Source organism: Nostoc sp. ChiVER01, from assembly GCF_034531155.1.
Taxonomy (GTDB): domain Bacteria; phylum Cyanobacteriota; class Cyanobacteriia; order Cyanobacteriales; family Nostocaceae; genus Nostoc.
The window spans coordinates 1-23,166 of sequence record NZ_JAVRBS010000004.1; the positions used below are offsets into that span (position 1 = coordinate 1).

Consider the following 23,166-nt stretch of genomic DNA (forward strand, 5'->3'; position numbering starts at 1 on the left):
GAAATTGCGATCGCCGCCTTGGTGCAACTGCTGCAATCAACTACTGTGGATGACTCCACCCGTAGCCTGGCAGCAGATAGCTTAAGGAAAATCGACCCTGGCAATGAAATTGCGATCGCCGCCTTGGTGCAACTGCTGCAATCAACTACTGTGGATGACTTCACCCGTTGGCTGGCAGCATCAAGCTTAGGGGAAATCGACCCTGGCAATGAAATTACGATCGCTGCCTTGGTGCAACTGCTGCAATCAACTACTGTGGATGACTCCACCCGTAGGCGGGCAGCATCAAGCTTAGGGGAAATCGGCACTGGCAATGAAATTGCGATCGCCGCCTTGGTGCAACTGCTGCAATCAACTACTGTGGATGACTCCACCCGTAGGCAGGCAGCATCAAGCTTAGGGGAAATTTTACAGAATAATGAGCATTATTTTGAGGTGGTCAAAGCCTTAAGTGGTTATTTGCAATTAGATAATAATTGCTACAGTATTATATGGAAATGCGCGCAGAATATGCCTTATCCCGATTTCTATCAAGCTTGGCATCAGCATAACGTTGCTACTCCTGCGATGCGAAGCTTAAAGAAAATCCTCTTCACAAGAATAATTTAAGTACTTTTGCAGCAACGTTAAAATGACGTTCCCATGATGACGGCAGCTTGCCCATTTGTTACCAATACAAGTTGTTTCGTTCAGAACGCTTATCCGTTGTTAACGAAAACTTGTCTGTTCGTTAACAACACAAGTTGTTTTGTTCAGAATGCTTATCCGTTGTTAACGAAGACTTGTCTGTTCGTTAAGAACACAAGTTGTTTCGTTCAGAACGCTTATCCGTTGTTAACGAAGACTTGTCCGTTCGTTAAGAACACAACTTGTTTTGTTCAGAACGCTTATGTTTTCGTGACAAAACTTATGCGATCATTAACAACGCTTAAGCAAAGCTTATCAATTAACTTGTTTCGTTACCAGAGCTTATCTATTAGTGGCAAACGCTTATGCGATCGTTACCACAGGCTAAAAGCATCCTCTAAAACGATCGCAAATAACGATTTCTACAATGGGCTACGCCTACGTGCAATTTTGCTTCTGCCAATTTTCGGACTATATTATCATGATTGTGGAAGCGCGATCGGGTCAGCTTCGGATACTTTAGATTAGCTCACACAACTGCTGCACAAGTTTCAGAGGTTTTTTATGAACAAGAGAGTAACAGTTGTATTTGACGGGGGTGTTTTGCGCCCAGATGTCCCTTTAGATTTAGCACCTAACACGCGTTATGTAATTACAATTCAAGAGTTCAAAGAAACATCATCATCCGGCGATGCTTGGGATGTGCTGGAAGCGATCGCGGGAACTATTGACGCACCAGAGGATTGGTCTAGCGAACACGATCATTAAAGGCAAGATTTCACAGGTTTATGAAAATTATTCAATTAGATTTTGAATTTCTGAGTTATCGAAACCCGCTTTGCAAATTAAATTTAAACATTATGATGTATCTATGTAATTGTACAAGTGGCTTTTTTATTTTTTGACAAATTAATACGAGGAGTTTTAGGTGACAAAAAATAATACAAAAAAGGCTGTCGCTCAAGCTATTTCCACAGCTGTTGCTCTGGGTTGGGTAATAATGCAAGTGGAATCAGCACAAGCTGCTACGTTGACGGTTAACAATCTCAATGACAGTGGCGTTGGCTCGTTGCGAGACACCATCAACATTGCAAATAACAATGACGTAGTAGATTTCTTAGTAGAAAGTCATCCTAGTACAATTAGCCTAACAAGTGGGCCACTTGCGCTCACTAAAAACCTAACTATTAATGGCCCAGGTGCTAACTTACTTACCATCAGTAGCAATAATCACTTCCCGGTGTTTGACATTAACGCCGCCGATGTTAAATTTTCTGGGCTAGCGATCGCTGGTAGTTTCAATGCTTACAATTCTAGTAACCTAACCTTTACCAATAGCACTGTTAGCAGCGACAATTTTAAAATAGATAGTAACTTAAGACTTATCAATAGCACTATCAACAGCAACAATATTGAGATTAATGCTGGTGATGTGACGCTCACTGATAATAGTCAACTAGTTAGCAGCAACGATATTAAGATTAATGCTAATAATGTGACGCTCACTGATCATAGTCAACTAGTTAGCAGAAATGATTCAGGAGCAGCAGGCAGTATAACTGTTACAGCTAGTGAAGCTATAACTATTACAGGCAGTGATGTTTTACCGACAAGAGTACCCGAACCAAGCGCAATCGCTGCTGGTAGCAATCATTCAGGACTAGGAGGCAACATAACTATCAACTCTGGCGCTTTGATATTGAGACCCGGTGCTACTATATCCAAACCAGTACCCAAACCAAGCGCGTTAGCGAAGCTCGCCGTAGGCATCGCTGCTGGTAGCAATCATTCAGGAGCAGGAGGTAACATAACTCTTAGAATCCCTGATCTTCTTATATTGAAACCAGTACGCAAACCAAGTGCGATAGCTGATGATAGCAATAATTCAGGATTAGGAGGCAACATAAGTATCAACTCTTCTTTCATAATCGCACCACCTAACGAACCAAGCGCGATCGCTGGTGATAGCAATAATTCAGGAGCAGGAGGTACTTTAACTGTTACAGCCAGTAGCATTTCGCTGACAAAAGTACCTGAACCAAGTGCGATCGCTGGTAGCATACTTGCTTGTAGTATGGCTTTGCTAGCGAAGAGAAAGCAAGGAGCGTTTCGCAAGGCGAAGATATAATTAGATATTAAAATCAATTTACAAATAGTTTAAATAATTAGCCCGCGCAGACATGAGCCTGAGTGGGCTAATTATTTATGGGCAATTAGTCAGACATAATATCAATGTCCCTGAAACTAAAATTCTTTCAGGAACCTGTATCAAGCCTCAACTTTTACACCTTTCCAAAATGCTACATAACCCTCAATATTCTTAGCTTTCTCCTTGGCGCTGGGATAATACCAAGCAGCATCTTTGTTGATTTGCCCATCAACTTCAATACTGTAATAGCTAGCGACACCTTTCCAAGGACAAGTACTGTGGGTGCTACTGTCTGTGAAGTATTGCTTGTTAATGCTGTCAGCAGGGAAATAATGGTTGTTTTCCACAACTACGGTATTATCGCTCTCGGCTAAAACTGCGCCATTCCAAATTGCTTTTGGCATAAGTGAGTTTGCAAATAAACTATACACTTAACATTTTGACACGATCGGCTTATTTTATCCTCTTTAACGGCTAACTGATACCATTCATCAGAGCTTCAAGCAAATGGTCAGTAAGGTTTATAGAAAATTTTCCAATGCCACTATTAATTGGTATCACTTTTGTTTATCAAATTAAAAATTAAAAGTATTTGTTTATCTTATGAATATTTCCTAGCATATTGCTATGGAAACTTAATTAGCAAAAAATGAATTTCAGTTTAGAACTGAAAGGGAAAAACATGTATAAGAAGATTAATTTCATGCCTAAAATCACTAGCGCTCATACAGCCAAAAATAAAGAAAATGACGCATCAATGAACACAGCCGCCAACTCTGACATTTTATCTAGCTATTCCAAGAAGGTAAATTATCTCCAATCCTTTGATACTGCGTTTATTGCATATCAGATGATGGGTCTGAGTGAGTAGTTTGGATGAAATAAAAGTTCAGAAGATAATAACTTGATATCAAGATTCTAAGATTGCTAAAAAATCAGGTTTTATTACTAGGTAAAACTAATTAACCTAGCTCAAGGAGAAATTTATGAAGATTACAAATTTGATAAATTCTGCACTTATTGTTGCTTGTATTGCTTTTGTACCTGTAATTGTTGACGCTCAAACAGTTAATAACAGCAACAGTGTCGGACAAATCAACAGAGATTCGCCTAAAACCAGCTATCTTCAACCTTTCAATATTGCCTTTCTAGCTTATCAAGGTGCTTTTAAAGAGCAGGGTATTCCCAGTGCAGGTAATTTGATATTTCGATTTCAAACAGGAAAGCTGACAGCCAAAGATGTGGTTCAGGCTGCTATCAAGGCTAATAAGTTACCAGCACAAGTTTTGAACGATGAAGGTTATGTTAATGCGGTCGAGTCGCAGTTTACATCAATGATCAATGGTAGTAATGATTGATATAGGTAGCTAAGTACAGATAAAAACTCCACGCCACTTGTGGGATGGAGTTTTTAGGCAGGGAGAGAGTAATCAAACTCACGTATCCAACTTGAGCATCTCATTGGGCAAAATTACTGCGTCGGCAATTTTGGGTGTGTAGTCGAGTACTTTGCTACGACTCCAGAAATCTCTGGGTTGTAAAGTCTCAAATAATTCCAATAGTTGCCCAATACTTGACGCACATAATTTTTGGTTTCATCAAAGGGAATTTGCTCAACAAACTCATCTGGATCTTGTGTGGTTTGAGTTTGCAGCCATTTGGAGACATTACCGGGCCCAGCATTGTAACTGGCGATCGCTAACAGTGAGTTATTGTTATATTGATCGTGGGTATGACCCAAATACCATGTACCCAGCATGATATTATCGTTGGGATTTTCTAGATTTATGGTTTTGATATCTACCTTGATTTGTGGAGCAATCCATTTAGCTGTACTCGGCAACACCTGCATTAAGCCAGTAGCATCAGCGACGGATTTGATTTTTGGCTCAAACCGCGACTCTTGACGCATCAGAGCAGTTACTAGCAGAGGATTAAGTTTACGCTCAATAGACCACTTTTCAATCTCTCGCAGATAGGGAAATGGATAACGTGCTTGCCAGTAGCTGATCTGTTTGCTCAAAGCCTGATATTGGGCAACTTCTGATGATATTTCTCGATCTTCCAATTTAGAAATTGTATCAATTCCGATGAGATTATCTCCCCTTGCCAGTCGCACCAACCCTTCGGTAAATTGCTCTGCTACAGTTGGCTGAAGTTTATTCTGAAATTCTGTCTGCCATTGTAACCAGGCATCGCGGTCTTGACCCAGCAGATATAATTCTTTGAATGTCTCAGAACCAGCAGGCGGTACTGAACGCTGGGGTGTGATTACTTCCGGGTTCATGACGCGCACATTGTCAAAGTTGCCAACATTCAGCCCCAGCATGTTAGCGGCTCTCCATGCATAGTATGAGTATGGGAACTGGCTAATCACATACTCATAAGCAGTTTGAGATTCTTGCTGTTTGCCTAGTGAAGCTGCCCATTTCCCTACCCAAAAGCCAGCTCTTGGAGCCAAAATACTGTTGGGGTTGTTGTTGACAATTGGTTCTGCCCATTGCCAAGCACCGACGTAATCTTTAGCATTGGCTTTACCTTGGGCGATTTTCCAACGATACTCTGCCGCTTCATCAGAATTGCCGTATTTGGCTATGAGTAATTGCCACGCCTGGCTAGCTAACTTTTGATTATTAGTGGCTTGGAGAATTTTAGCTTTTTGTACTAGTGCAGTACCAGCTTGTTTGGGAAATTTACTAATTACCTGCTCAAGATAAGGTAAGCCGTCTTTAGGTGTTTTTGCGGTTTCTGCTAATCGTAGTAATGCAGTTCCAGCTTCCTCGCTGTTGGGAAATTGCTGTACTAGTTGTTTATAGGTAGCGATCGCTTTTTCTTTATCTTTGCCCCCAACCTGTAACCCTCGTGCGATACGGTAGAGGTTACGCGATGTTTTCGGTGCATTGACATAAGCATTGGCGGCTTTGAGAAATTGACTATTTTCCCAATAGCCTGTACCAATTAGTTCCCAGTCTTCGGGTTTGAGGGTAGGCTGTTTTACTAGCTGATCCAAAACGCCCACTATGCCAGGTTGGTCATAGGCATATTTAGCCAAAATCAATTGTAATTGTGGCTGATTGGGATTTGCTTGCAAGCGTTTACGAATGATTTCCCAAGTCAGAGGGTTGGAAGGAAATTGAGCGATCGCTGTTTCCTGTTGTTTTGGTTGAGCAATCAGATATAGGGCTTTGACTGTGGCCGCTTCTTTGGGATACAGTTTCAACACACTTCGTCTAAGATCCGAGGCTTTGCCGTCCTCGCCCAAGATATCTTGTGCCTGCGCCTGTTTCAGCAGAATATATGGTGCGAGGAGGGGATAGTCTCTATCTAGCCCGTCTAGTAAAACCAGCGCTTTTTTCGCTTGGGTTCTTTCAATGTAATCACTCGCCAAAAGATAACGAGCGCGATTTCGGTCTAGCGATCGCGACTGTCCGGCAATTTCTGCTAGTTTTGCCGCCCTTTCTGGCAGAGATTGTGACACCAGTGGAAAGACGGCTGATTTAGCAATGCTACCCTCTGATGTTTGCTCTGTTTGATTTTGACTCAGTTTGAGCCATTTCCCCAGAGACTTACCAATCTGAGGTGCTGATACCATTGCGCCAGCTAAAAAGGCAAACAGTGCCGCACCCGCAATTATCGAAATTTGCTTTTTCTGTAATTTCTTCAGCATGAATACTCGCTGAAAAGTTCCGGTGAATTTCTTGAAACTTTAACACTCTTAACCATCAGTGTTACCAATTTTTAGTTTTAGATTTTTAATTTTATGTAGAAAAATACTAATTTTCAATCCTACTGTTGGCAGTAATGAGTAATTAACACATATTAGATACTATTGCATCTATCTTTGGTATGTCATAACAGTTCAGTTAAGCAATTTTTCCTTCTCTTTCTTCTCTCTGTGTTCTCTGCGCCTCTGTGGTAGCCTGCGGTAAGCCGATGCAGCGTCTATGCAAAAAAAAGACTTTGACAAACAGGAGTAAAGCGATCGCTGACAAAATACTACTATGCGTAGGCGTAGCTAGCCATAAACATGGTTTTGATAACAATTGAGTTATTCTGCGCTGCTACTAAGCTGCTGGGAGCAAATCATCTAACTTTCAAATTTTTCAATAGCACGATTCTCATTCAGGAAATAAAATATCAAAGCCTTCCTGAGAAAAGTGTTTATCATGGGTCAAAACCTCGATAATTCCCAATTGCTGCATGGTGTTCATTGAGATGCAGTCAGTTAGGCTATAACCTTTATCAAGCCGATTCTCATACAAAGTTAAACCAGCCAAAAAAGATTCGTGAGTTTGTTGTTTAACCTCAATATCTGGGCTGTCCAAAATATCTCTGACTAAATTGGCTACTCTTTGCCGCAACTGAACACCTGACTTTGAGTAAAAAGCAAGCAGTTCGACCAGAACTTCATCTGTAGTGATCAGTTTGCAAGGCTCAAGCTGCTTGAAAGCCTGTCTAACCCTTCTGTACCAAGCATCTGCTGGATTAACAAATGCTATCCAGTAAAAAGTATCTGCAAATATGAGCCTCATGCCTCAATTTTTGGAGTGCCGTAAATATAATGGTCGTGTTGCTCTGCACCGTCCGATGGAAGCTTGCTGAGTTCTTCTTCAGGGATATTTTTGACGAAATCTTCTGCAATTTGCCAAATAGACTTTCCTCTCTCAGGAATCTCCTTCGCTTGAGTATTGTCTGGCTGGGAAAGTTTTGGATTTACCTGCGTGATCCCACTCAATTTCTGAGCCAAATGAGCAATTAGTTTTAATTGTTCCTCTGCTGAAAGATTTTCTGCTTGTTGAATTAGTTGAGCTAACTTGGGAGACATTGTTTCTTCCTCTGTCTTTCAATTTCACTATTCGTTCTCAATACCCTGAGAACTTCAAGCAAATCAAAGATTATATTGTTGAATATAATTTGGCCGAATAACTAGCGTAGGTGTAGCCCGCTATAGGCATTGCTTCCAAAATACTACTATGCGATCGCCGAAATAACAAATAGAGTCGCCGATATAAGCGTGGTGAAAAAGCTGTCCGCAGTCGCCTAAATTAGAGATAATACTTCCAAAGCAATAACTTTTAAAAGCCATGACTCAAGCCATACCCAAGCTAGTAACCTTTGAGGAATTTGTCGATTGGCTACCCGAAATTCGACGAGTCCGCTACGAACTACATAAAGGAGAAATTGTTGAAATGGCCCAACCAGTAGGGGAACATGAAGATGTTAAAGGATTTTTGACAATAAAGCTTAGTGCTTTAATTGACCGATTAAACCTTCCTTACACTATCCCCAACCAAGTTATAGTTAGACCTCCTGAAAAAGATTCTGGTTATTTCCCTGATGTGTTAGTGCTAAATCGTGCAAATCTGGCAAACGAAAAATTATGGAAAAAAGAATCTACCGTTAGTTTGGGTGCATCAATACCTTTGGCAATTGAGGTTGTATCAACCAACTGGCGGGACGATTATTATTTAAAGTATGCTGATTACGAAGAGATGGGTATCCCAGAATACTGGATTGTCGATTATGCTGCCTTGGGTGGACGTAATTTTATCGGCAACCCTAAACAACCGACAATCACTGTGTGTAATTTAGTTGATGAGGAATATCAAATAAGTAAGTTTCGAGATAATGAGCGCATTATTTCCCAAACTTTTCCTGAATTAAATCTTACCCCAAACCAGATTTTTCAAGCTGCTGTGGTGTAGCGTTTATGTTTTGCTAATTCTGGAATCCGTCCCTTCAAACCGATCATCAACTTCAGCATAAAAGTCTTTAATACAGGTACTCGCTGCAAAAACCATAAACCCAGGCGACGCACCAATACTACAGGTAAGAAGTTATTAGAAAACATCCGATCTAATAAATCGGTGAAACCTAAAATTGTCAGGTTTTCCAGCTTGCGCCAGCGTTCATAACCTTTAAGAATTTTAATGTCACCAATATCTTTACCCGCTTGGTGCGCTGTTTGGATTACTTGCGCCAAAGCTGCTGCATCCCGAATCCCCAAATTTAAACCTTGTCCGCCCACAGGATGGCAATTGTGTGCCGCATCACCAATTAATGCCAGTCGGGGGAGAACATAGCGATCGCTTTGCATGAGTTGTACCTGGAATACAAAGCGATCGCCTAGTAATTCCAATTTCCCCATCTGATCGCCATAGCGACGGGTAAGTTCTCTTAAAAATTGCTCATCATCTAAAGCACATAAAGCTTTTGCTTCTTCGTGAGGGGCTGTCCACACAATGCGGCAACGGTTCCCCGGTAAAGGTAAAATCGCAAAGGGCCCGCTAGACCAAAATCTTTCGTAAGCGGTATTATTGTGCGGCTTTTCTGGTTTAACAAATGCCACGATGCAAGACTGCCAATATTTCCAGCCGGAGGTTTTGATACCAGCAGCTTGACGAATTGGCGATCGCGCCCCATCTGCTGCTATCAGTAATTTGCTGCGAACTGAGTATAACTGATCGGCAACTTTAATATCTATGGCTACTATATCTTTGTGGTATTGCGTATTTACCACTTCAGCCGGACATAGATAATTCACATTTGCACAATCTTGGACAAACTCTTGCAAAGGCTGCAATAGCGCTTGGTGTTCCGCCACATAACCCAATGCTGTATCTATATCATTTGTGGTAAATTCCACCACATTGGGATAATCGGCATCAGAAAGACGAACTCGGTAATATTTGGCTATTTGAGGCAACATTTTGTCCCAAACTCCAATTCCTTGGTAAATTAGCGACGAAAGCTGATGAACTGCATAAGCTTGCCCTTTAGCTACGGCTGCTGATGCCACTTTCGCTTCAATCAGCAAGATACTCAAGCCAGAATCTTTTAAAGCAGAGGCTAGAGTTAACCCAATAATCCCACCGCCGACAATTACCAAATCATATTCATATCCCCGCAAGTCTGGCGGTGTTGGTTGAGGGGAAATTTGCTCAAGCTGCGTTATGGTCATTGTTAAGTTAAGTTACAGCATCTTAACTCTTATTTTGACGCGATCGCGCCCTCTTGAGCAAGTTAATAAAAAAAACCTGCTGATTGATAGGGATTTCAGCAGGGTTAAATAATACAATTACACTTTCACAGAAACCAACACTAAACTTTATCGAAACAGAATTCAAGAGTCAGGAGCCAGAATTCAGAATGAATTTTGAACGAAAGATGTGGATGAATCCAGAGGTTTAAGACTCCCACTAAATCTGCATATTTAGTAGTATTTAATCTGTGGCTGGTCTGAATCCCCCACTGATAGCGCAGCGTTAGCGAGTCATCGAGCGTCTTCATTCTGATCAAAGGCGGAGGTCTTCGGCTCTGCTCCTAAATTCTGACTTCTGAATTCTTCTTCAATACAAAGCTATTAGAAACTTTTACAACTAATAGTAATTATTTATGAGTTATCTTTTTAGCATGATGCCTGTGATGTCTAGTATGATGAACTTTAGCACTTTTTACGTTACTATGATGGACAGTTTTAGCTTGAGCTTGAGATGCAAAAACGGTTACAGGTGCAGCAAAGATTAAAGCCAAAAGTAAAGCTTTAGCGAACTTATTCACTTGAAAATCCTCATCAGGTAATCAACAATTTAACTATCCAATAGGCGTATGTCATAAGTTTGTAATTGATATGAATCTTTCGTGTCTATTTTTACGTTCGTAAAAAATAAGACTTATGTGGAATATTTGCTAGCATTTCCAATTAAAATGTAAAATTTTGGACATCATCCAAAGAAGTATTATTCGGCTATTATGGCTGTGTGAATTTTAATTAAGAAATGCTCAAAGCCATCAATTCTTCTGCTACATCAAAGTTAGCTGTGACATTTTGCACGTCATCCAAGCTTTCTAGAGTATCAATTAACTTGAAAAGCGATCGCGCCTGATCTGGATCGGTAACTTCTACACTATTACTAGGAATCCAACGCAATTCGGCATCAGTTACCTTAAAGCCTTGATTTTTGAGTGTCTGGCTAAGGGTTTCTAAGTTGCCAATGTCTGTAAATACCTCAGCCATCTCATCTTCAGTCATCTCATAAGACTCAGCACCGCCTTCGAGGGATGCTTCTAAAAGCTGTTCTTCGTCAACCACACCCTGCACTATACAAACGCCTTTTTGGTCAAACATCCAGCTAACGCAACCTGTTTCACCAAGATTGCCACCATTTTTACTAAAAGCAACACGCAAGTCAGCAGCAGTGCGATTGCGATTATCTGTGAGGGCTTCGATTAAAATTGCTACACCACCAGGGCCGTAACCTTCGTAGCGAATCGCTTCAAAAGTAGCATTATCACCGCCAAAAGTGCCTGCACCTTTAGCGATCGCTCGTTCAATATTATCATTAGGAATACTCGCTGCTTTTGCCTTGTCAATTGCCGTGCGAAGTTGAAAATTCAGCGCTGGATCTGGTACGCCACTCCTAGCCGCAACGATAATCGCCCGCGATAATTGAGTGAAGGTTTTTCCCCTTTTTGCATCTACTACCGCTTTTTGGCGCTTAATATTTGCCCATTTACTATGTCCTGCCATAATCTGAAATTATCAAAACTCTATTTAAGATTAAAATATAAACGCTTGCAATAACCATAGCTTTAGATAATTGTGCAACTTTGAAGGTGCGATCGCATCTTGTTTAGAGACTTGCAAAAAATAAATTATTCCAAATTATTTGTAGATTTGTAAGGTGGCACAGCAGCTATGCTACCCACTCTACAATGGAATATTTTTTAACTGGAAATCTTGTGAAGAAGGCAGCTATGCTGAGGGCAGAAGGTAGCAATATGGTGTGCGCCTCACAACCCACACTAATTGCAGTCCACCTGTGGCAGAGATTTTGGTGGGGGACTTAAACCCAAGTTCGCTCCGGTCACGGGCTTCTTGGTAGGAATCAGAATTCCCTTCTGCCTTCTGCCTCCTGCCCTCTGCCTTTCTTGTTAAATCACAAATGGTTCAAGTTCATGGTTGCACCACTCATCTTCAACCCGTTCAGTAATAAGTGGTCTAATGATAAACTTGGGTGGACTACCATCTAGAACATCAATCCGCACACATGAGTAAGGCAGGCGGTTTTGTAAATTGTAATCGTGACGACCCACAAAAAGCTTTGAATCGGCAACTTTCCGAGTAGGTTTACCTGCAATTTCCCTAAAAGTCTCCATCAATTCAGTCCCCTCTCGCCTTTGATAGCGAGGACGATGACCGCTACCACCAGAGATAATACAGTTAATGTGGGAGTCAGCAAATCCGGTGTCAGTTGTGCAAAGATGCTCTAAACAGTGAGCGTGACCGTTTAAAATCAAATCCACTATGGGACGTTCTTTAATTAGAGAACCAAGAGTTTCTGCCACTTGTTCAAACACCCAGCGCAAGCGGTGACGAACCGCCAAGGTTTGTGCTTGATTCCACTTGGTAGCTTCTGTGACGTATGGTGGATGGTGGAAAAAGATTACACGTCCGCGTACTTCGGAGGTATTCCAAGATTCGATTAGTCTGCTACGCAACCATTCGAGTTGTTCAAAATCTATCGCAGGCATTTTATGAGATGCCAATTGTTTCTCAATGTCGATCTTGATTTCGTTTATTTGGTCTAATTTGGCACTAAGCTCATCAAGTTGTTCCGCTTCTGTAGGTTTATCGGGGTTGAGGCCATCGCATATTCCCAATATCTGCAATTCTTCTCGATCTATTTCCTGGCGACGCTTTTGCAATTCCCGGCGATAAATTTCTCCCTCTTGAGTTGCAGGTAAGGGTGATGGTGTATTAAAGGTATTAGAATCTAGTGCGAAAAAATCAATCCCGCCGTAACGGAAAGTGTAATAACGATTGGGTAAACGAGTAAACTGTCCAGGTTTGTAACGCAAACAGCGCCCTGTATCAGTCTTAGCAGTGTAGTGTTGATCTAAATGACGTTCTAATTCTGGGGAAGACATCGCCCCTGTATAGTCCATAAATGCCCGTGCATAAGCATTACCTTGATACGATCCATGCCAGCCAATCTCAATATCTTTGTAGCGGAACAGGCGACGCAATGAAGATGTTGTTCCAGTAAATAAACGATACATCAACGGCACATCGTAGTAATCATGATTACCTGGTACTGGCAAGAATGGTAGATTAAACACCATGCGATCATAAGGAATATTTTTCGGGTTGTCGCCACCGACAAGAAATTCCCGGTAAGGTTCAATAAAGTTTGTTGAATAATACTCTTGGGAACCCACCACATAAATTACATCACCTGTGTGCAACACAAAACTGCAATCATCGCGGTGAGAAAGCATTAGTTCAGCAACTTTTCGTTGGGGATGTTGCCGATAATGCGATTGAGTGCCGGAATCACCGATAACCATAAAGGAAAATTCTGGACTATCTTCTCTGCGATCGTCAATAACTATGCTGGTTTGATCGATTCCCCGTTGTACAAAACTTGGATGCATCCACCGCACCCGTTCCTTCATCTTTTGAATTTTTACAGGAATCGGTGGATCGGAAATCAATTTCATGGCTGATAACTCTTGAATGCCTAATGCATAAGCCGATTGTAACGAAATAATAAGGAGTAGGGAGTGGGGAGTAGGCAGCAGGGGAAAAAGAGAATAACTAATGATTCAATGCCCAGTCCCCAGTCTCCAGTACCCAATCCCCAGTCTTTAAGGCAAATTTTCTCGCAGTAATGCTCGAAAGCCTGCTTGTTGAAAATGCTCATCAGCAGTCAGGGCTTCAGTGATTCCGCTATATTGCATGACAATAAAAGATATGCAATCCCCAAATCCCCATTCTTTCTCTGTTTGTTCTCGATATAGCTCGAAAGCACGTTCGTAGAGTTCTTGGGAAAGAGGGACAATTTCTACTTTTGAGTCTGCTACTAGAGAATTTAATAATATGATTGCCGCTTGACGATAAGGTTGTTGGGATAAGGCATTGCCAATTTCCAACATTACCGCCTGTGTTGTCACCAGACGAGTTTCTGCCGCTTGTAACATTCTAGCTAGATGTAAGGCTCGGTCGTGCAAGCGATCGCTCGGTGCAGATAAGGCAATGGCAAAAGATGTATCAAGAAAGACTTCAGAATGCATGGAAAGTTTACTTACCGTATAAATATTTATCTATATTGGTACACCAGTCAGGTGGCCCGTCTAAGTTAAGTGATCGCGCCGTTTGCAGAAATGATACTGTTTCATGCTCGCTTGGCGGTAAAATTTCAATACTGATTCGCACGCGGGTATTGATTGGCAGTGCGATCGATTCAGCCGGATAGAACACTTTGCCATTAAAGACAGCTGTAATTTTTTCTACCATTGTTTGCAAAAAATGATTTTAGTCTATCCTAAGCTGGTTGTAGCAATACGGGTAGAGTAAACGATGCAATAACTAGTGAAGATACTTATATCTGTCTTACGAATTATATCGATTTTTCAGAATTGTCTAAACCACTAACTGAACTAATGTTAAGTGAGTTTGATGAACCTCTCCCTGTGTTGAAATAAACGTCAAACTTATCAACAACAGGCGAGAGGGACAGATTTTGCATAGCAAAATTTCCCAGAGGCATCTCACGGACAAAAAAGGAAAGTTTTGGGTTTTTTCCAAATTCTTAACAATAAATTATTATGATAATTTTATACATAAATATGTATGTATGCTGTAAATAAATCAGCCTTTTGGAAGTGAGAAAGCGCAGAGATGAAACACTCTTTTTGCTACTTTGCTCGCTAACTCCTCACTCAGTGAAAACGTACTAAAAATAATTACAGCCAGATGATAACTATTGTTTTATATGCCCTATAATTTTCTTAATTACGGTATCTGCCTATAAATACCGTATATTTAGGGGTGATTCTGATGAGTAAGTCGCAACAACTGACACAATTAAGTAAATTACTAAGTGAGGTAATGGCTTATGTTATGAAAGCTTTGCAGGCTATACAACTCTCGTATAAACACACAATTAAGAGTTGGTTCAATAGACACACTGTTCAAAGCTTTGTGAGTCTGTTTCTCATAGGTGCTTTTTTGAGTATAGCAGTTGCCTCTTGCTCTGGAAGCAGTTCAGCTAGCAAAAATGATGTTAAGCTAAAACTTATTTCTTTTTCTGTCACCAAAGCAGCTCATGACCAGATAATCCCCAAATTTGTCGAAAAGTGGAAGCAAGAACATAACCAGAACGTTACCTTTGAGCAAAGTTATGGGGGTTCTGGCGCTCAAGCGGCTGCTGTCATTAACGGTTCGCAAGAAGCAGATATAGTACATTTGGCACTTCCCCTGGATGTCAGCAAAATTCAACAAGCGGGTTTGATTAAATCAGGTTGGGAAACCGAAGCTCCGAGAAATGGTATTGTTAGTAAATCGGTTGCTGCGATCGTCACCCGTGAAGGCAACCCCAAAGGTATTAATACTTGGGCAGACTTGGCAAAAGATGGCGTGAAAGTGATTGCGGCTAACCCAAGAACTTCTGGTATTGCTATTTGGGAATTCTTAGCTTTTTGGGGTTCGGTGAGTCTAACGGGAGGCGACGAAGCCACAGCATTAAATTATGTAACTAAAGTTTATAAAAACACCCCTGTTCTGACAAAAGATGCCCGTGAAGCAAGCGATTTATTTTTCCAAAAAGGTCAGGGAGATGTTTTAATTAACTACGAAAATGAGGTAATTTTGGCGGGTAAAAATGGGGCTAAGTTGCCTTATGTTGTACCCCAAGTGAATATCTCCATTGATAATCCTGTAGCAATAGTAGATAAAAACGTTGATAAGCACGGTACAAGAGAAGTTGCACAAGCCTTTGTTGATTTTCTTTACTCAACAGAAGCTCAACGGGAATTTGCAAAATTACAATATCGTCCTGTTAACCCCACTGTTACCCAAGAAGTAGCATCAAAATATCCACCAATTAAAACTTTATTCACATCTCAAGATTTAGGTGGCTGGGATATTATCCAGAAAAAGTTTTTTGGAGATGGAGCAATTTTTGACAAAGTGCAAGCTTCAAGCAAAGCATGATATATATTTTTTTCATGCAGCATTCTTTACTTTTAGATAGGCAAGCATAAGCAATTCCCAGTCATTTTAGTTAAATTGATAATTTATGAGCTTTCGTAGCAGATTTAAGGATAGCTTTTTATTGACATCTTTAATGCTTATTGCCAGCAGTATCAGTGGTTGTAACGGCGGGCAAGAATTGAAAAGTCAAGTGAGTATTGATGGTGCAGCTGTAGGCTTTCCGATTTCTTTAGCAGTTGCAGAAGAATACGGTAAGGTTAAGCCTGAGGCTCAAGTTAGCGTTGCCTCAAGTGGTACTGGCGGTGGTTTCAGTAAATTTTGTAATGGCGATATTGATATAGCTGGTGCTTCTCGAACCATTAGAGATGAAGAAATCAAAAAATGTAAAAGTAAGAATATTGAATTTATCGAGTTGCCTGTAGCTTTAGATGGCATCGCCGTAATTGCCAACCGTAAAAATAACTTTGCCAAATGTCTAACTATTAAGGAACTGGGTAAGATTTGGGGCGGAAAATCAGACGGCAAAATATTGGCATGGAATCAAGTTAATCCCAAGTTTCCTAACGAAAAGCTGAAGCTGTATGCTCCATCTTCTGATACTGGAACATTCGATTATATGACTCAAGCGGTGACTGGCAAAGCCAAGAATGGTCGTACAGACTACACGGCGACTCAGAATCAAAACCTTCTCGTACAAGGAGTGTCAGGTGATGCAACAGCTTTGGGTTATGTAGGGATATCTTATTATATTCAAAATCAAGAAAAACTGAATCTAGTTGCTGTAGAAAGCCCTACAGGAAAGTGTGAAAAACCAGTGCCAGTGGATAATGTGATCAAAAACATCTATACACCTTTGTCTCGTCCTCTGTTCATCTATGTCAGTAAAAAGTCTTTAGATACCAAGCCAGCAGTCAAAGAATTTGTAGATTTTTATCTAGAAAATTCTTGGAAGTGGGTCGATAGTGTAGGTTATGTAGCATTACCTGATGAAGCTTACCTCAAAGTCAAACAAAAATTTGCTACTGGTGAAACTGGGACAAAGTTTAAAAAAGCAAAACCAGGTGAACCGATCACAAACTTTATTTAAATAAAGTCTCAGGCATAGTAGTTTAATTTTAGTGAGTTAATTGTTTATGCAAAATACTAATTCTCAAGACGATCATTATCTACAATTTAGAGAATCACTGGAGAAAAATGCATCTGAAGATATTTCCGAAAAAATTATTGCGGTAATTTTATTTGCTTGTGCTTTAGTCTCGGTTTTGACTACCTTTGGTATTGTCGTAATTATTTTTCAGGAGACATTCAGTTTTTTCCAAGAAGTCTCCTTTGCCCAATTCTTTCTTGATACTAAATGGACACCTCTATTTGCCGAAAAACATTTTGGCGTTTGGCCATTGATTAATGGCACTTTCTTAACTACAGCTATTGCTATGGCAGTTGCTATCCCTTTGGGTTTATCTTCTGCTATTTATTTGAGTGAATATGCTCAACCCAAAGTAGCAGCTATTTTACGTCCAGCAGTGGAACTTTTGGCGGGAGTACCTACAGTAGTATATGGTTACTTTGCCTTGTTGTTCCTAACACCATTGCTGCGAAATATTATCCCTTTGGAAATATTTAATGCTTTGAGTGCGGGGTTAATGATGGGGGTGATGATTACTCCCACTGTTGGTTCTATCAGCTTAGATGCCATTCGAGCAGTTCCACGTTCTTTGCGAGAAGGATCTTATGCTTTAGGTATCACTAAACTAGAAACCATTTTTAAAGTAGTTTTACCAGCCGCGCTTTCTGGAATCATAGCCTCGATTATTTTGGGTATTTCTCGAGCTGTGGGTGAAACTATGACTGTCCTTATCGCTGCCGGACAGCAACCAAGACTAACTGTCAACTTTGCGGAATCAGTAGAAACAATGACAGCCTACATGGCACAAATTTCTGGTGGAGATAGTCCGCGCGGTAGCCTCAATTTCAAAACATTATATGCTGTAGGTGCTGTTTTATTTCTACTTACCCTTGCTTTGAATATTGTTAGTTTCTGGATTGCTAATCGTTATAAAGAAAAATACGACTAAATAGATATGCCTACAAGTTATCAACAAGATGATTCTCTAAATTCTGCGGCAGAATTTACCGATAATGTTGAAAGGAGAGACACATTAGGGAAAGTATTTGAAGTACTTTTTTTGTTAGGATTGCTGATTGGTTTATTTGTTCTAGCGTTGCTACTTTTTGATATTTTGAAAGACGGATTAGGCAGATTTTTGTCACCCGGCTTTCTCACGGAAACTCCTTCTCGTTTTCCTGACCAAGGTGGTATCCGCCCTGCAATTATCAGCAGTATTCTTTTAGGGTTGATTGTGATTTTAGTTACTGTCCCCGTTGGTGTTGGAGCAGCTTTATATCTAGAAGAGTATGCACCTAAAGCTTGGTGGACAGCGATTATTGAGATTAATATCAGTAATTTGGCGGGTGTACCTTCTATCGTCTATGGATTGCTCGGTTTAGGGGTTTTTAATTATCTGCTTGGGTTTGGCCCTGCTTTAATTTCCGGTGCATTGACTTTATCTTTGTTGTCTTTACCAGTAATTATTGTGACAGCTAGAGAAGCAATTCGTGCTGTTCCAGATTCTCTGAGAAATGCTTCTTACGGATTAGGTGTCACAAAATGGCGAACTATCAGCAATCATGTCATACCTTATGCTGTTCCCGGTATTCTGACGGGGGTGATTATCTCTGTATCCCGTGCTATAGGTGATGCAGCTTCTCTGATTGTTGTAGGTGCTGTGGGTTTTCTCACCTTTAACCCTGGTTTGTTTCAGAGATTCATGGCATTACCCATTCAAATTTACAGTTATATAACTCGTCCTGAACCGGGTTTTGCTAGTGCAGCAGCAGCCACAATTATTGCGTTGTTAATTTTGATTTTAGCTTTAAATGGTGTTGCAATTTATATTCGACAACGCTTCTCAATAAATTAGGTAATTAAATATCTAATTTGGATAGATTCACAGATATTGGAGTTCAACCAAATGACTTATAGCAATAGTAGAAGTAAATCAGATAGTGCCACAATTGACCAAGATAAGAGCGTCTTCAATGTTGAAGGTGTAAAGGTTTTGTATGGAGGATTTCTGGCACTTTTAGATGTATATCTAAAGATTCCTGAAAAGCAAATTATTGCTTTTATTGGGCCTTCAGGATGTGGTAAAAGTACCTTACTGCGTTGCTTCAACCGGATGAATGATTTAATCCCTGGAGCTAAAGTTGAGGGTAGACTGAATTACCGCGATCGCAATATATACGATCCTAAGATAAATTCTGTAAAATTACGCCGCCAAGTCGGAATGGTTTTTCAAAGACCGAATCCTTTTCCCAAGTCAATATACGAAAATATTTCCTTTGGGCCGCGGGCTAACGGTTATAAAGGTAACATCGATGAATTGGTGGAAGATTCTCTTAGACGCGCTGCTATCTGGGATGAAGTTAAAGACAAACTCAAAGAGAAGGGTACTGCATTATCTGGTGGACAACAGCAACGACTTTGCATAGCAAGAGCGATCGCCATGAAGCCAGATGTATTATTAATGGATGAACCATGTTCTGCTCTCGACCCAATTTCTAGCCGTCAAGTAGAAGAACTCTGCTTAGAACTCAAAGAGCAATATACCATCATCATGGTGACTCACAATATGCAACAAGCTTCTAGAGTGGCAGATTTCACGGCTTTCTTCAATACAGAAATTGACGAGCATGGTAAGCGTCGCGGAAAATTAGTTGAGTTTAATCCTACAGCCCAAATGTTCAGTTCTCCTCAAACTAAAGAAGCTGAGGATTATATTAGTGGACGGTTTGGCTAAAGAGGCATCACAGTAGAAGGGGAAAGGTAAAAGTCAAGTTCAGTTGTGAACTACTATTATTCTTTTGCCCTTTAACCTTTCCCCCCGTACAAGCTGAGACTAGGTAATATATATACATCTAACTACGAATTAAAGGCATACAGTGGAAATTCAAGAATTAAAAGCATTGATTAAAGAAACTATGCGTGAAGTTCTGCAAGAAGAAAGACTTCGCCTTTGCCAAATTCTTATTCCTTATATAAATGATGATGAGCAACGCGAACTTGAAGCTGAGTTTGGTGTACCTTCAGATGATGCTGAGGATGAAGTAATTGATATGAGCGATTGGGTAAGATATGGCAATAAAATTTCGCAAAAAAGCGATTAAATTTTTATAAAAAGCAAATCCCGAAGATGTCGAAAATATTCGGGAGCAAATAAAGCGAATTGTTATTGCTGTCGAAGACCAAGGTATTATCCCTTTTACAGAACTATATATCAAAAAGATGAAAGGTGATTGGGAGGGATTTTACAGACTACGTATAGGTAAAAACAGAATTATTTTTACAGTCGATATTGATTCCAAAGACATTGAAATTTACGCTATTGGTGCGAGAGGAGATGTTTATAACAAATAATCCGTAATTAGTAATTTAATAACTGGGAATTACCAAAGTAATTCTGGAAAATATACTGAGGCTTGAAAGTAATAATTTAAAGTAATATTTCAGTTTAGTACTTATACTGCGTATTATGCTTAAGCTTTTGTCCTTGGCTTTAGTTACAGCTACCGTTATAGTTGCATCAATCAATAATCCCAGTGCTACTTTAGCTCGAACTTGTGCCTCTAAGTGTGGGTCACACCCAATTCAGTTTACACCCGGGCAACACATCCGGGTTGAAGTGGTAAATAGCACACCTAACCTGATAAAAATCCAAAAACCTTCTGGGACTGATGCAATATCCTTGAGTCCAGGGCAAAAATTAAGTTTAGAACAAATAGAGGGTACGGAGCCAAATACATCTCTGATATTTTGGAGCGAAAAGGGTTTATCACTACAAGCAATTATCTCCAAACCCAACTTTGGCACATTGCGCCTAGAACTCCGTCCGACTTTGCGCTCTCCAGGCGATCGCTCGTTATATATTATGGATGATGGTAGGATAAACGTATTTTAGATAGCAAATAATGTTATTAGTTATGAGTTAAGAAACAACTTTCAATTCAATACTCATAACTTTTAACTCCTAACTTGTATTGTGCTAGAACGACCTGTATCTGAACTCTCAAAACCTCGCAGACGCTTACCCAACCAGCGCTGGCAAATTTATCCGCAAAAACCAGAATTTGCCAAAAATCTGGCGGTTTTGACAAATATTTCACCCATTATCAGCCAATTGTTGATTAATCGGGGTATGGAAACACCAGAACAGGTACAAGCATTTTTAAATCCAGAGTCTTTAGTCTTACCTTCGCCGTTAGAAGATTTCCCAGATTTGGCGATTAGTTTGGAGTTGTTGCAAAATGCGATCGCTTCTCAAACAAAAATTGCTATTTGTGGTGATTATGATGCTGATGGGATGACTAGCACTGCTCTACTTTTACGTAGTCTCCGCACTTTGGGCGCACAAGTAGATTATGCTATTCCCAGTCGGATGCACGAAGGTTACGGTATCAATAAACGCATAGTTGAAGAATTTCACAGCGAAGGTGTGGGATTAATTCTCACTGTAGATAATGGCATCTCTGCGTTTGAACCAGTTGCTAGAGCTAGAGAACTTGGTCTTGCAGTGATTATCACCGATCACCACGACATTCCCCAAAAATTACCACCAGCTAACGCTATCCTCAACCCCAAACTAATAGCTGAATCCTCACCTTATCGGGGTGTTGCTGGTGTTGGTGTTGCCTACATTTTGGCAGTGTCTCTAGCACAACAGCTAGGGGAAACTAAGGGCTTGATCCAGCCAATGCTAGCACTGTTTACGCTGGGAACGATCGCAGATTTAGCCCCCTTAACTGGTGTAAATCGCCGTTGGGTGAAACGCGGTTTACAACATTTACCCAAATCCAACTTAGCTGGTATACAGGCGTTAATTCAGGTAGGTGGTGTGCAAGCGAGGGGAGATGAGGGAGCAGGGGAGCAGGGGAGCAGGGGAGCAGAGGAGAAAATCCCCAATCCAAAATCCAAAATCCAAAATCCAAAATCGCTAAAGCCTGAAGATATCGGTTTTCGCTTGGGGCCACGAATTAATGCTATTGGCCGGATTGGTAATCCCCAAACTGTGATTGAATTGCTGACTACAGATGATATGGGGCTGGCGCTGGAAAGAGCAATGCAGTGCGAACAAGTCAACGCCTCTCGCCAGGAGATGTGTCAGCAAATTGAACAAGAAGCGATCGCTTATGTGGAGACGCGATATATCGCGTCTTTACAAGATGACCGTGTATTAATTGTTGTTCAACCCAATTGGCATCATGGCGTTATTGGGATTGTCGCCTCCCGCTTGGTAGAACGCTACGGCGTTCCCGTGTTCATCGGTACTTATGAGGATGAGGGACATATACGCGGTTCTGCACGCTCAATTCCAGAGTTTCATGTGTTTGAAGCTTTGGAATATTGCCATGATTTACTAGGGAAATTTGGCGGACACAAAGCAGCCGGGGGATTCTCTTTACCAGCAGAAAATTTAGAGGAGTTGCGATCGCGTTTGATTGAGTTTGCTAACCAGTGTCTTAAACCCCAGCATCTCAAGCCTCTGCTCAAAATTGATGCTGAAGTCAACCTCAATCACATCAATCAGCAGCTTTATCAACAGCTTAATGCTCTGCACCCCTGCGGTATGGACAACCCCGATCCAATTTTTTGGACACCTAATGTTCAAGTGGTTGAGCAAAAAATTGTCGGTAAGGGTCACATTAAGCTGACAATTGCCCAAACTATTGATAATCAGGAGTATAAAATTAAAGCGATCGCTTGGCGTTGGGGCGACTATTTCCGCTTACCACCGCGAGTGGATGTAGCTTACAAATTACGAGAAAATTACTTTAACGGTAACACTACTATCGAGTTAGAGTTAATAGGAGTTAGACTGCCAATTCAGCTTCAACAATTTTTTACTGCGCCACCTACCCCGTCAAGCACTACTTTTGAATATAACCAACGACAGTATACTTGTGGTTTCTATAAAAACGGTATTGAAGCAGAATTAAGAATTAAAAACTCTGAAGGCAAAGTCTTAGCAATGCAGCCAGGACATATAATCGGTTTACTAGGCACTAATCGTCAGAATGCTAAAGAAGTTGATATCTCTCAGCCACAGTATGACTGTATTATCCAAGCTGCCCTTCAGGCGTTATCAGTTAGGAGTTAGGAGTTCTTAATTAACTTATTGTAAATTAAAGGATTTAAGACCCCTATATTTACATCTATAGGACTCATATTTGATTTTTGAACAAAACTCAGTACACCCTTATTCCATCTTTCCAGTCCCCAGTCCCCAGTCCCCAATCCTTTACCTCTAGAAGTGATTCAAAAATTAAATCGGATTCC

25 protein-coding genes are annotated in these 23,166 nt (G+C 40.7%); 15 read left to right on the top strand and 10 right to left on the bottom strand.

Translation table 11 applies throughout. The features are described from left to right. The 4 genes from RMY00_RS06765 to RMY00_RS06780 form a co-directional block, all read left to right on the top strand. Positions 1–609: HEAT repeat domain-containing protein (locus RMY00_RS06765; protein WP_322646812.1), on the top strand; the 609-nt coding region annotated here is incomplete at its 5' end. 300 nt (positions 610–909) lie between these two features. Beyond that, the gene (locus tag RMY00_RS06770) at positions 910–1,155 is read left to right on the top strand and encodes a hypothetical protein (protein WP_322646813.1); all 246 of its coding nucleotides are present in this window, start codon (positions 910–912) and stop codon (positions 1,153–1,155) included. 36 nt (positions 1,156–1,191) lie between these two features. Beyond that, complete coding sequence (locus RMY00_RS06775) at positions 1,192–1,395, top strand: antitoxin family protein (protein ID WP_322646814.1); 204 nt, start codon at positions 1,192–1,194, stop codon at positions 1,393–1,395. A gap of 160 nt (positions 1,396–1,555) precedes the next feature. Further along, on the top strand, positions 1,556–2,755 hold the full coding sequence (locus RMY00_RS06780) for a PEP-CTERM sorting domain-containing protein (RefSeq protein WP_322646815.1): 1,200 nt from the start codon (positions 1,556–1,558) through the stop codon (positions 2,753–2,755). Between the two features lie 140 nt (positions 2,756–2,895). Here the strand turns inward: RMY00_RS06780 and RMY00_RS06785 are convergent, their stop codons facing one another. Continuing rightward, positions 2,896–3,180, bottom strand: coding sequence for a DUF427 domain-containing protein (locus tag RMY00_RS06785; RefSeq protein ID WP_322646816.1), 285 nt, complete (start codon positions 3,178–3,180; stop codon positions 2,896–2,898). Between the two features lie 299 nt (positions 3,181–3,479). Between RMY00_RS06785 and RMY00_RS06790 the strand changes: the two genes are divergently transcribed. Beyond that, positions 3,480–3,647 (top strand): hypothetical protein, encoded by a 168-nt coding sequence (locus RMY00_RS06790; protein ID WP_322646817.1) that lies wholly within the window; start codon positions 3,480–3,482, stop codon positions 3,645–3,647. Positions 3,648–3,762: 115 nt separating this feature from the next. Continuing rightward, positions 3,763–4,134, top strand: coding sequence for a hypothetical protein (locus RMY00_RS06795; protein ID WP_322646818.1), 372 nt, complete (start codon positions 3,763–3,765; stop codon positions 4,132–4,134). A gap of 113 nt (positions 4,135–4,247) precedes the next feature. Here RMY00_RS06795 and RMY00_RS06800 read toward each other — a convergent pair whose 3' ends face one another. From RMY00_RS06800 to RMY00_RS06815, 4 genes are all read right to left on the bottom strand, one after another. Further along, positions 4,248–6,443 carry a transglycosylase SLT domain-containing protein gene (locus RMY00_RS06800; protein WP_322646819.1) on the bottom strand — a complete coding sequence of 732 codons (2,196 nt, stop codon included), beginning with the start codon at positions 6,441–6,443 and terminating at the stop codon, positions 4,248–4,250. A gap of 196 nt (positions 6,444–6,639) precedes the next feature. After that, positions 6,640–6,819, bottom strand: a complete 180-nt coding sequence (locus tag RMY00_RS06805; RefSeq protein ID WP_322646820.1) for a hypothetical protein — start codon at positions 6,817–6,819, stop codon at positions 6,640–6,642. Between the two features lie 75 nt (positions 6,820–6,894). Next, entirely contained in the window at positions 6,895–7,308 is a 414-nt protein-coding gene (locus RMY00_RS06810) for a type II toxin-antitoxin system VapC family toxin (RefSeq protein WP_322646821.1), read from the bottom strand. Next, entirely contained in the window at positions 7,305–7,601 is a 297-nt protein-coding gene (locus RMY00_RS06815) for a hypothetical protein (protein ID WP_322646822.1), read from the bottom strand. The genes RMY00_RS06810 and RMY00_RS06815 overlap by 4 nt, the downstream gene beginning before the upstream one ends. Before the next feature lie 259 nt (positions 7,602–7,860). Here RMY00_RS06815 and RMY00_RS06820 point away from each other — a divergent pair, with 259 nt between their 5' ends. Beyond that, entirely contained in the window at positions 7,861–8,481 is a 621-nt protein-coding gene (locus tag RMY00_RS06820; RefSeq protein WP_322646823.1) for a Uma2 family endonuclease, read from the top strand. Here RMY00_RS06820 and RMY00_RS06825 read toward each other — a convergent pair. The 5 genes from RMY00_RS06825 to RMY00_RS06845 all read right to left on the bottom strand — a co-directional run bounded on the left by RMY00_RS06825 (position 8,463) and on the right by RMY00_RS06845 (position 14,075). Further along, positions 8,463–9,737: an FAD-dependent hydroxylase gene (locus RMY00_RS06825; RefSeq protein WP_322646824.1), complete on the bottom strand. Its 1,275-nt coding sequence runs from the start codon at positions 9,735–9,737 to the stop codon at positions 8,463–8,465. The genes RMY00_RS06820 and RMY00_RS06825 overlap by 19 nt on opposite strands. Positions 9,738–10,547: 810 nt before the next feature. Then, positions 10,548–11,306: a YebC/PmpR family DNA-binding transcriptional regulator gene (locus tag RMY00_RS06830; RefSeq protein WP_322646825.1), complete on the bottom strand. Its 759-nt coding sequence runs from the start codon at positions 11,304–11,306 to the stop codon at positions 10,548–10,550. 404 nt (positions 11,307–11,710) lie between these two features. Beyond that, positions 11,711–13,279, bottom strand: coding sequence for a metallophosphoesterase (locus RMY00_RS06835; RefSeq protein ID WP_322646826.1), 1,569 nt, complete (start codon positions 13,277–13,279; stop codon positions 11,711–11,713). Between the two features lie 147 nt (positions 13,280–13,426). Next, positions 13,427–13,852, bottom strand: a complete 426-nt coding sequence (locus tag RMY00_RS06840; protein ID WP_322646827.1) for a type II toxin-antitoxin system VapC family toxin — start codon at positions 13,850–13,852, stop codon at positions 13,427–13,429. 7 nt (positions 13,853–13,859) lie between these two features. Continuing rightward, positions 13,860–14,075 (bottom strand): hypothetical protein, encoded by a 216-nt coding sequence (locus RMY00_RS06845; RefSeq protein WP_322646828.1) that lies wholly within the window; start codon positions 14,073–14,075, stop codon positions 13,860–13,862. Positions 14,076–14,618: 543 nt separating this feature from the next. Here RMY00_RS06845 and RMY00_RS06850 point away from each other — a divergent pair. From RMY00_RS06850 to RMY00_RS06885, 8 genes are all read left to right on the top strand, one after another. Next, positions 14,619–15,773, top strand: coding sequence for a sulfate ABC transporter substrate-binding protein (locus tag RMY00_RS06850; RefSeq protein ID WP_322646829.1), 1,155 nt, complete (start codon positions 14,619–14,621; stop codon positions 15,771–15,773). 85 nt (positions 15,774–15,858) lie between these two features. Then, positions 15,859–16,860, top strand: coding sequence for a PstS family phosphate ABC transporter substrate-binding protein (locus RMY00_RS06855; RefSeq protein WP_322646830.1), 1,002 nt, complete (start codon positions 15,859–15,861; stop codon positions 16,858–16,860). Between the two features lie 46 nt (positions 16,861–16,906). Further along, entirely contained in the window at positions 16,907–17,848 is a 942-nt protein-coding gene (pstC, locus tag RMY00_RS06860; protein WP_322646831.1) for a phosphate ABC transporter permease subunit PstC, read from the top strand. Positions 17,849–17,854: 6 nt separating this feature from the next. After that, positions 17,855–18,754, top strand: coding sequence for a phosphate ABC transporter permease PstA (gene pstA, locus RMY00_RS06865; RefSeq protein ID WP_322646832.1), 900 nt, complete (start codon positions 17,855–17,857; stop codon positions 18,752–18,754). Positions 18,755–18,805: 51 nt separating this feature from the next. Then, positions 18,806–19,633, top strand: coding sequence for a phosphate ABC transporter ATP-binding protein PstB (gene pstB / locus RMY00_RS06870; RefSeq protein ID WP_322646833.1), 828 nt, complete (start codon positions 18,806–18,808; stop codon positions 19,631–19,633). A 142-nt stretch (positions 19,634–19,775) separates the two neighbouring features. Then, on the top strand, positions 19,776–20,000 hold the full coding sequence (locus RMY00_RS06875) for a hypothetical protein (protein ID WP_322646834.1): 225 nt from the start codon (positions 19,776–19,778) through the stop codon (positions 19,998–20,000). 365 nt (positions 20,001–20,365) lie between these two features. After that, positions 20,366–20,791 carry a hypothetical protein gene (locus RMY00_RS06880; RefSeq protein ID WP_322646835.1) on the top strand — a complete coding sequence of 142 codons (426 nt, stop codon included), beginning with the start codon at positions 20,366–20,368 and terminating at the stop codon, positions 20,789–20,791. Between the two features lie 81 nt (positions 20,792–20,872). Further along, positions 20,873–22,987: a single-stranded-DNA-specific exonuclease RecJ gene (locus RMY00_RS06885; protein WP_322646836.1), complete on the top strand. Its 2,115-nt coding sequence runs from the start codon at positions 20,873–20,875 to the stop codon at positions 22,985–22,987. Positions 22,988–23,166 lie beyond the last annotated feature (179 nt).

Coding starts and splice junctions, on each gene's coding strand:
- pstB (WP_322646833.1), top strand. CDS start 18,806: ATGACTTATAGCAATAGTAGAAGTAAATCAGATAGTGCCACAATTGAC.
- RMY00_RS06855 (WP_322646830.1), top strand. CDS start 15,859: ATGAGCTTTCGTAGCAGATTTAAGGATAGCTTTTTATTGACATCTTTA.
- RMY00_RS06800 (WP_322646819.1), bottom strand. CDS start 6,443: ATGCTGAAGAAATTACAGAAAAAGCAAATTTCGATAATTGCGGGTGCG.
- RMY00_RS06825 (WP_322646824.1), bottom strand. CDS start 9,737: ATGACCATAACGCAGCTTGAGCAAATTTCCCCTCAACCAACACCGCCA.
- RMY00_RS06830 (WP_322646825.1), bottom strand. CDS start 11,306: ATGGCAGGACATAGTAAATGGGCAAATATTAAGCGCCAAAAAGCGGTA.
- RMY00_RS06785 (WP_322646816.1), bottom strand. CDS start 3,180: ATGCCAAAAGCAATTTGGAATGGCGCAGTTTTAGCCGAGAGCGATAAT.
- RMY00_RS06850 (WP_322646829.1), top strand. CDS start 14,619: ATGAGTAAGTCGCAACAACTGACACAATTAAGTAAATTACTAAGTGAG.
- RMY00_RS06790 (WP_322646817.1), top strand. CDS start 3,480: ATGCCTAAAATCACTAGCGCTCATACAGCCAAAAATAAAGAAAATGAC.
- RMY00_RS06840 (WP_322646827.1), bottom strand. CDS start 13,852: ATGCATTCTGAAGTCTTTCTTGATACATCTTTTGCCATTGCCTTATCT.
- RMY00_RS06795 (WP_322646818.1), top strand. CDS start 3,763: ATGAAGATTACAAATTTGATAAATTCTGCACTTATTGTTGCTTGTATT.
- RMY00_RS06835 (WP_322646826.1), bottom strand. CDS start 13,279: ATGAAATTGATTTCCGATCCACCGATTCCTGTAAAAATTCAAAAGATG.
- pstA (WP_322646832.1), top strand. CDS start 17,855: ATGCCTACAAGTTATCAACAAGATGATTCTCTAAATTCTGCGGCAGAA.
- pstC (WP_322646831.1), top strand. CDS start 16,907: ATGCAAAATACTAATTCTCAAGACGATCATTATCTACAATTTAGAGAA.
- RMY00_RS06815 (WP_322646822.1), bottom strand. CDS start 7,601: ATGTCTCCCAAGTTAGCTCAACTAATTCAACAAGCAGAAAATCTTTCA.
- RMY00_RS06845 (WP_322646828.1), bottom strand. CDS start 14,075: ATGGTAGAAAAAATTACAGCTGTCTTTAATGGCAAAGTGTTCTATCCG.
- RMY00_RS06770 (WP_322646813.1), top strand. CDS start 910: ATGCGATCATTAACAACGCTTAAGCAAAGCTTATCAATTAACTTGTTT.
- RMY00_RS06810 (WP_322646821.1), bottom strand. CDS start 7,308: ATGAGGCTCATATTTGCAGATACTTTTTACTGGATAGCATTTGTTAAT.
- RMY00_RS06775 (WP_322646814.1), top strand. CDS start 1,192: ATGAACAAGAGAGTAACAGTTGTATTTGACGGGGGTGTTTTGCGCCCA.
- RMY00_RS06880 (WP_322646835.1), top strand. CDS start 20,366: ATGCTTAAGCTTTTGTCCTTGGCTTTAGTTACAGCTACCGTTATAGTT.
- RMY00_RS06820 (WP_322646823.1), top strand. CDS start 7,861: ATGACTCAAGCCATACCCAAGCTAGTAACCTTTGAGGAATTTGTCGAT.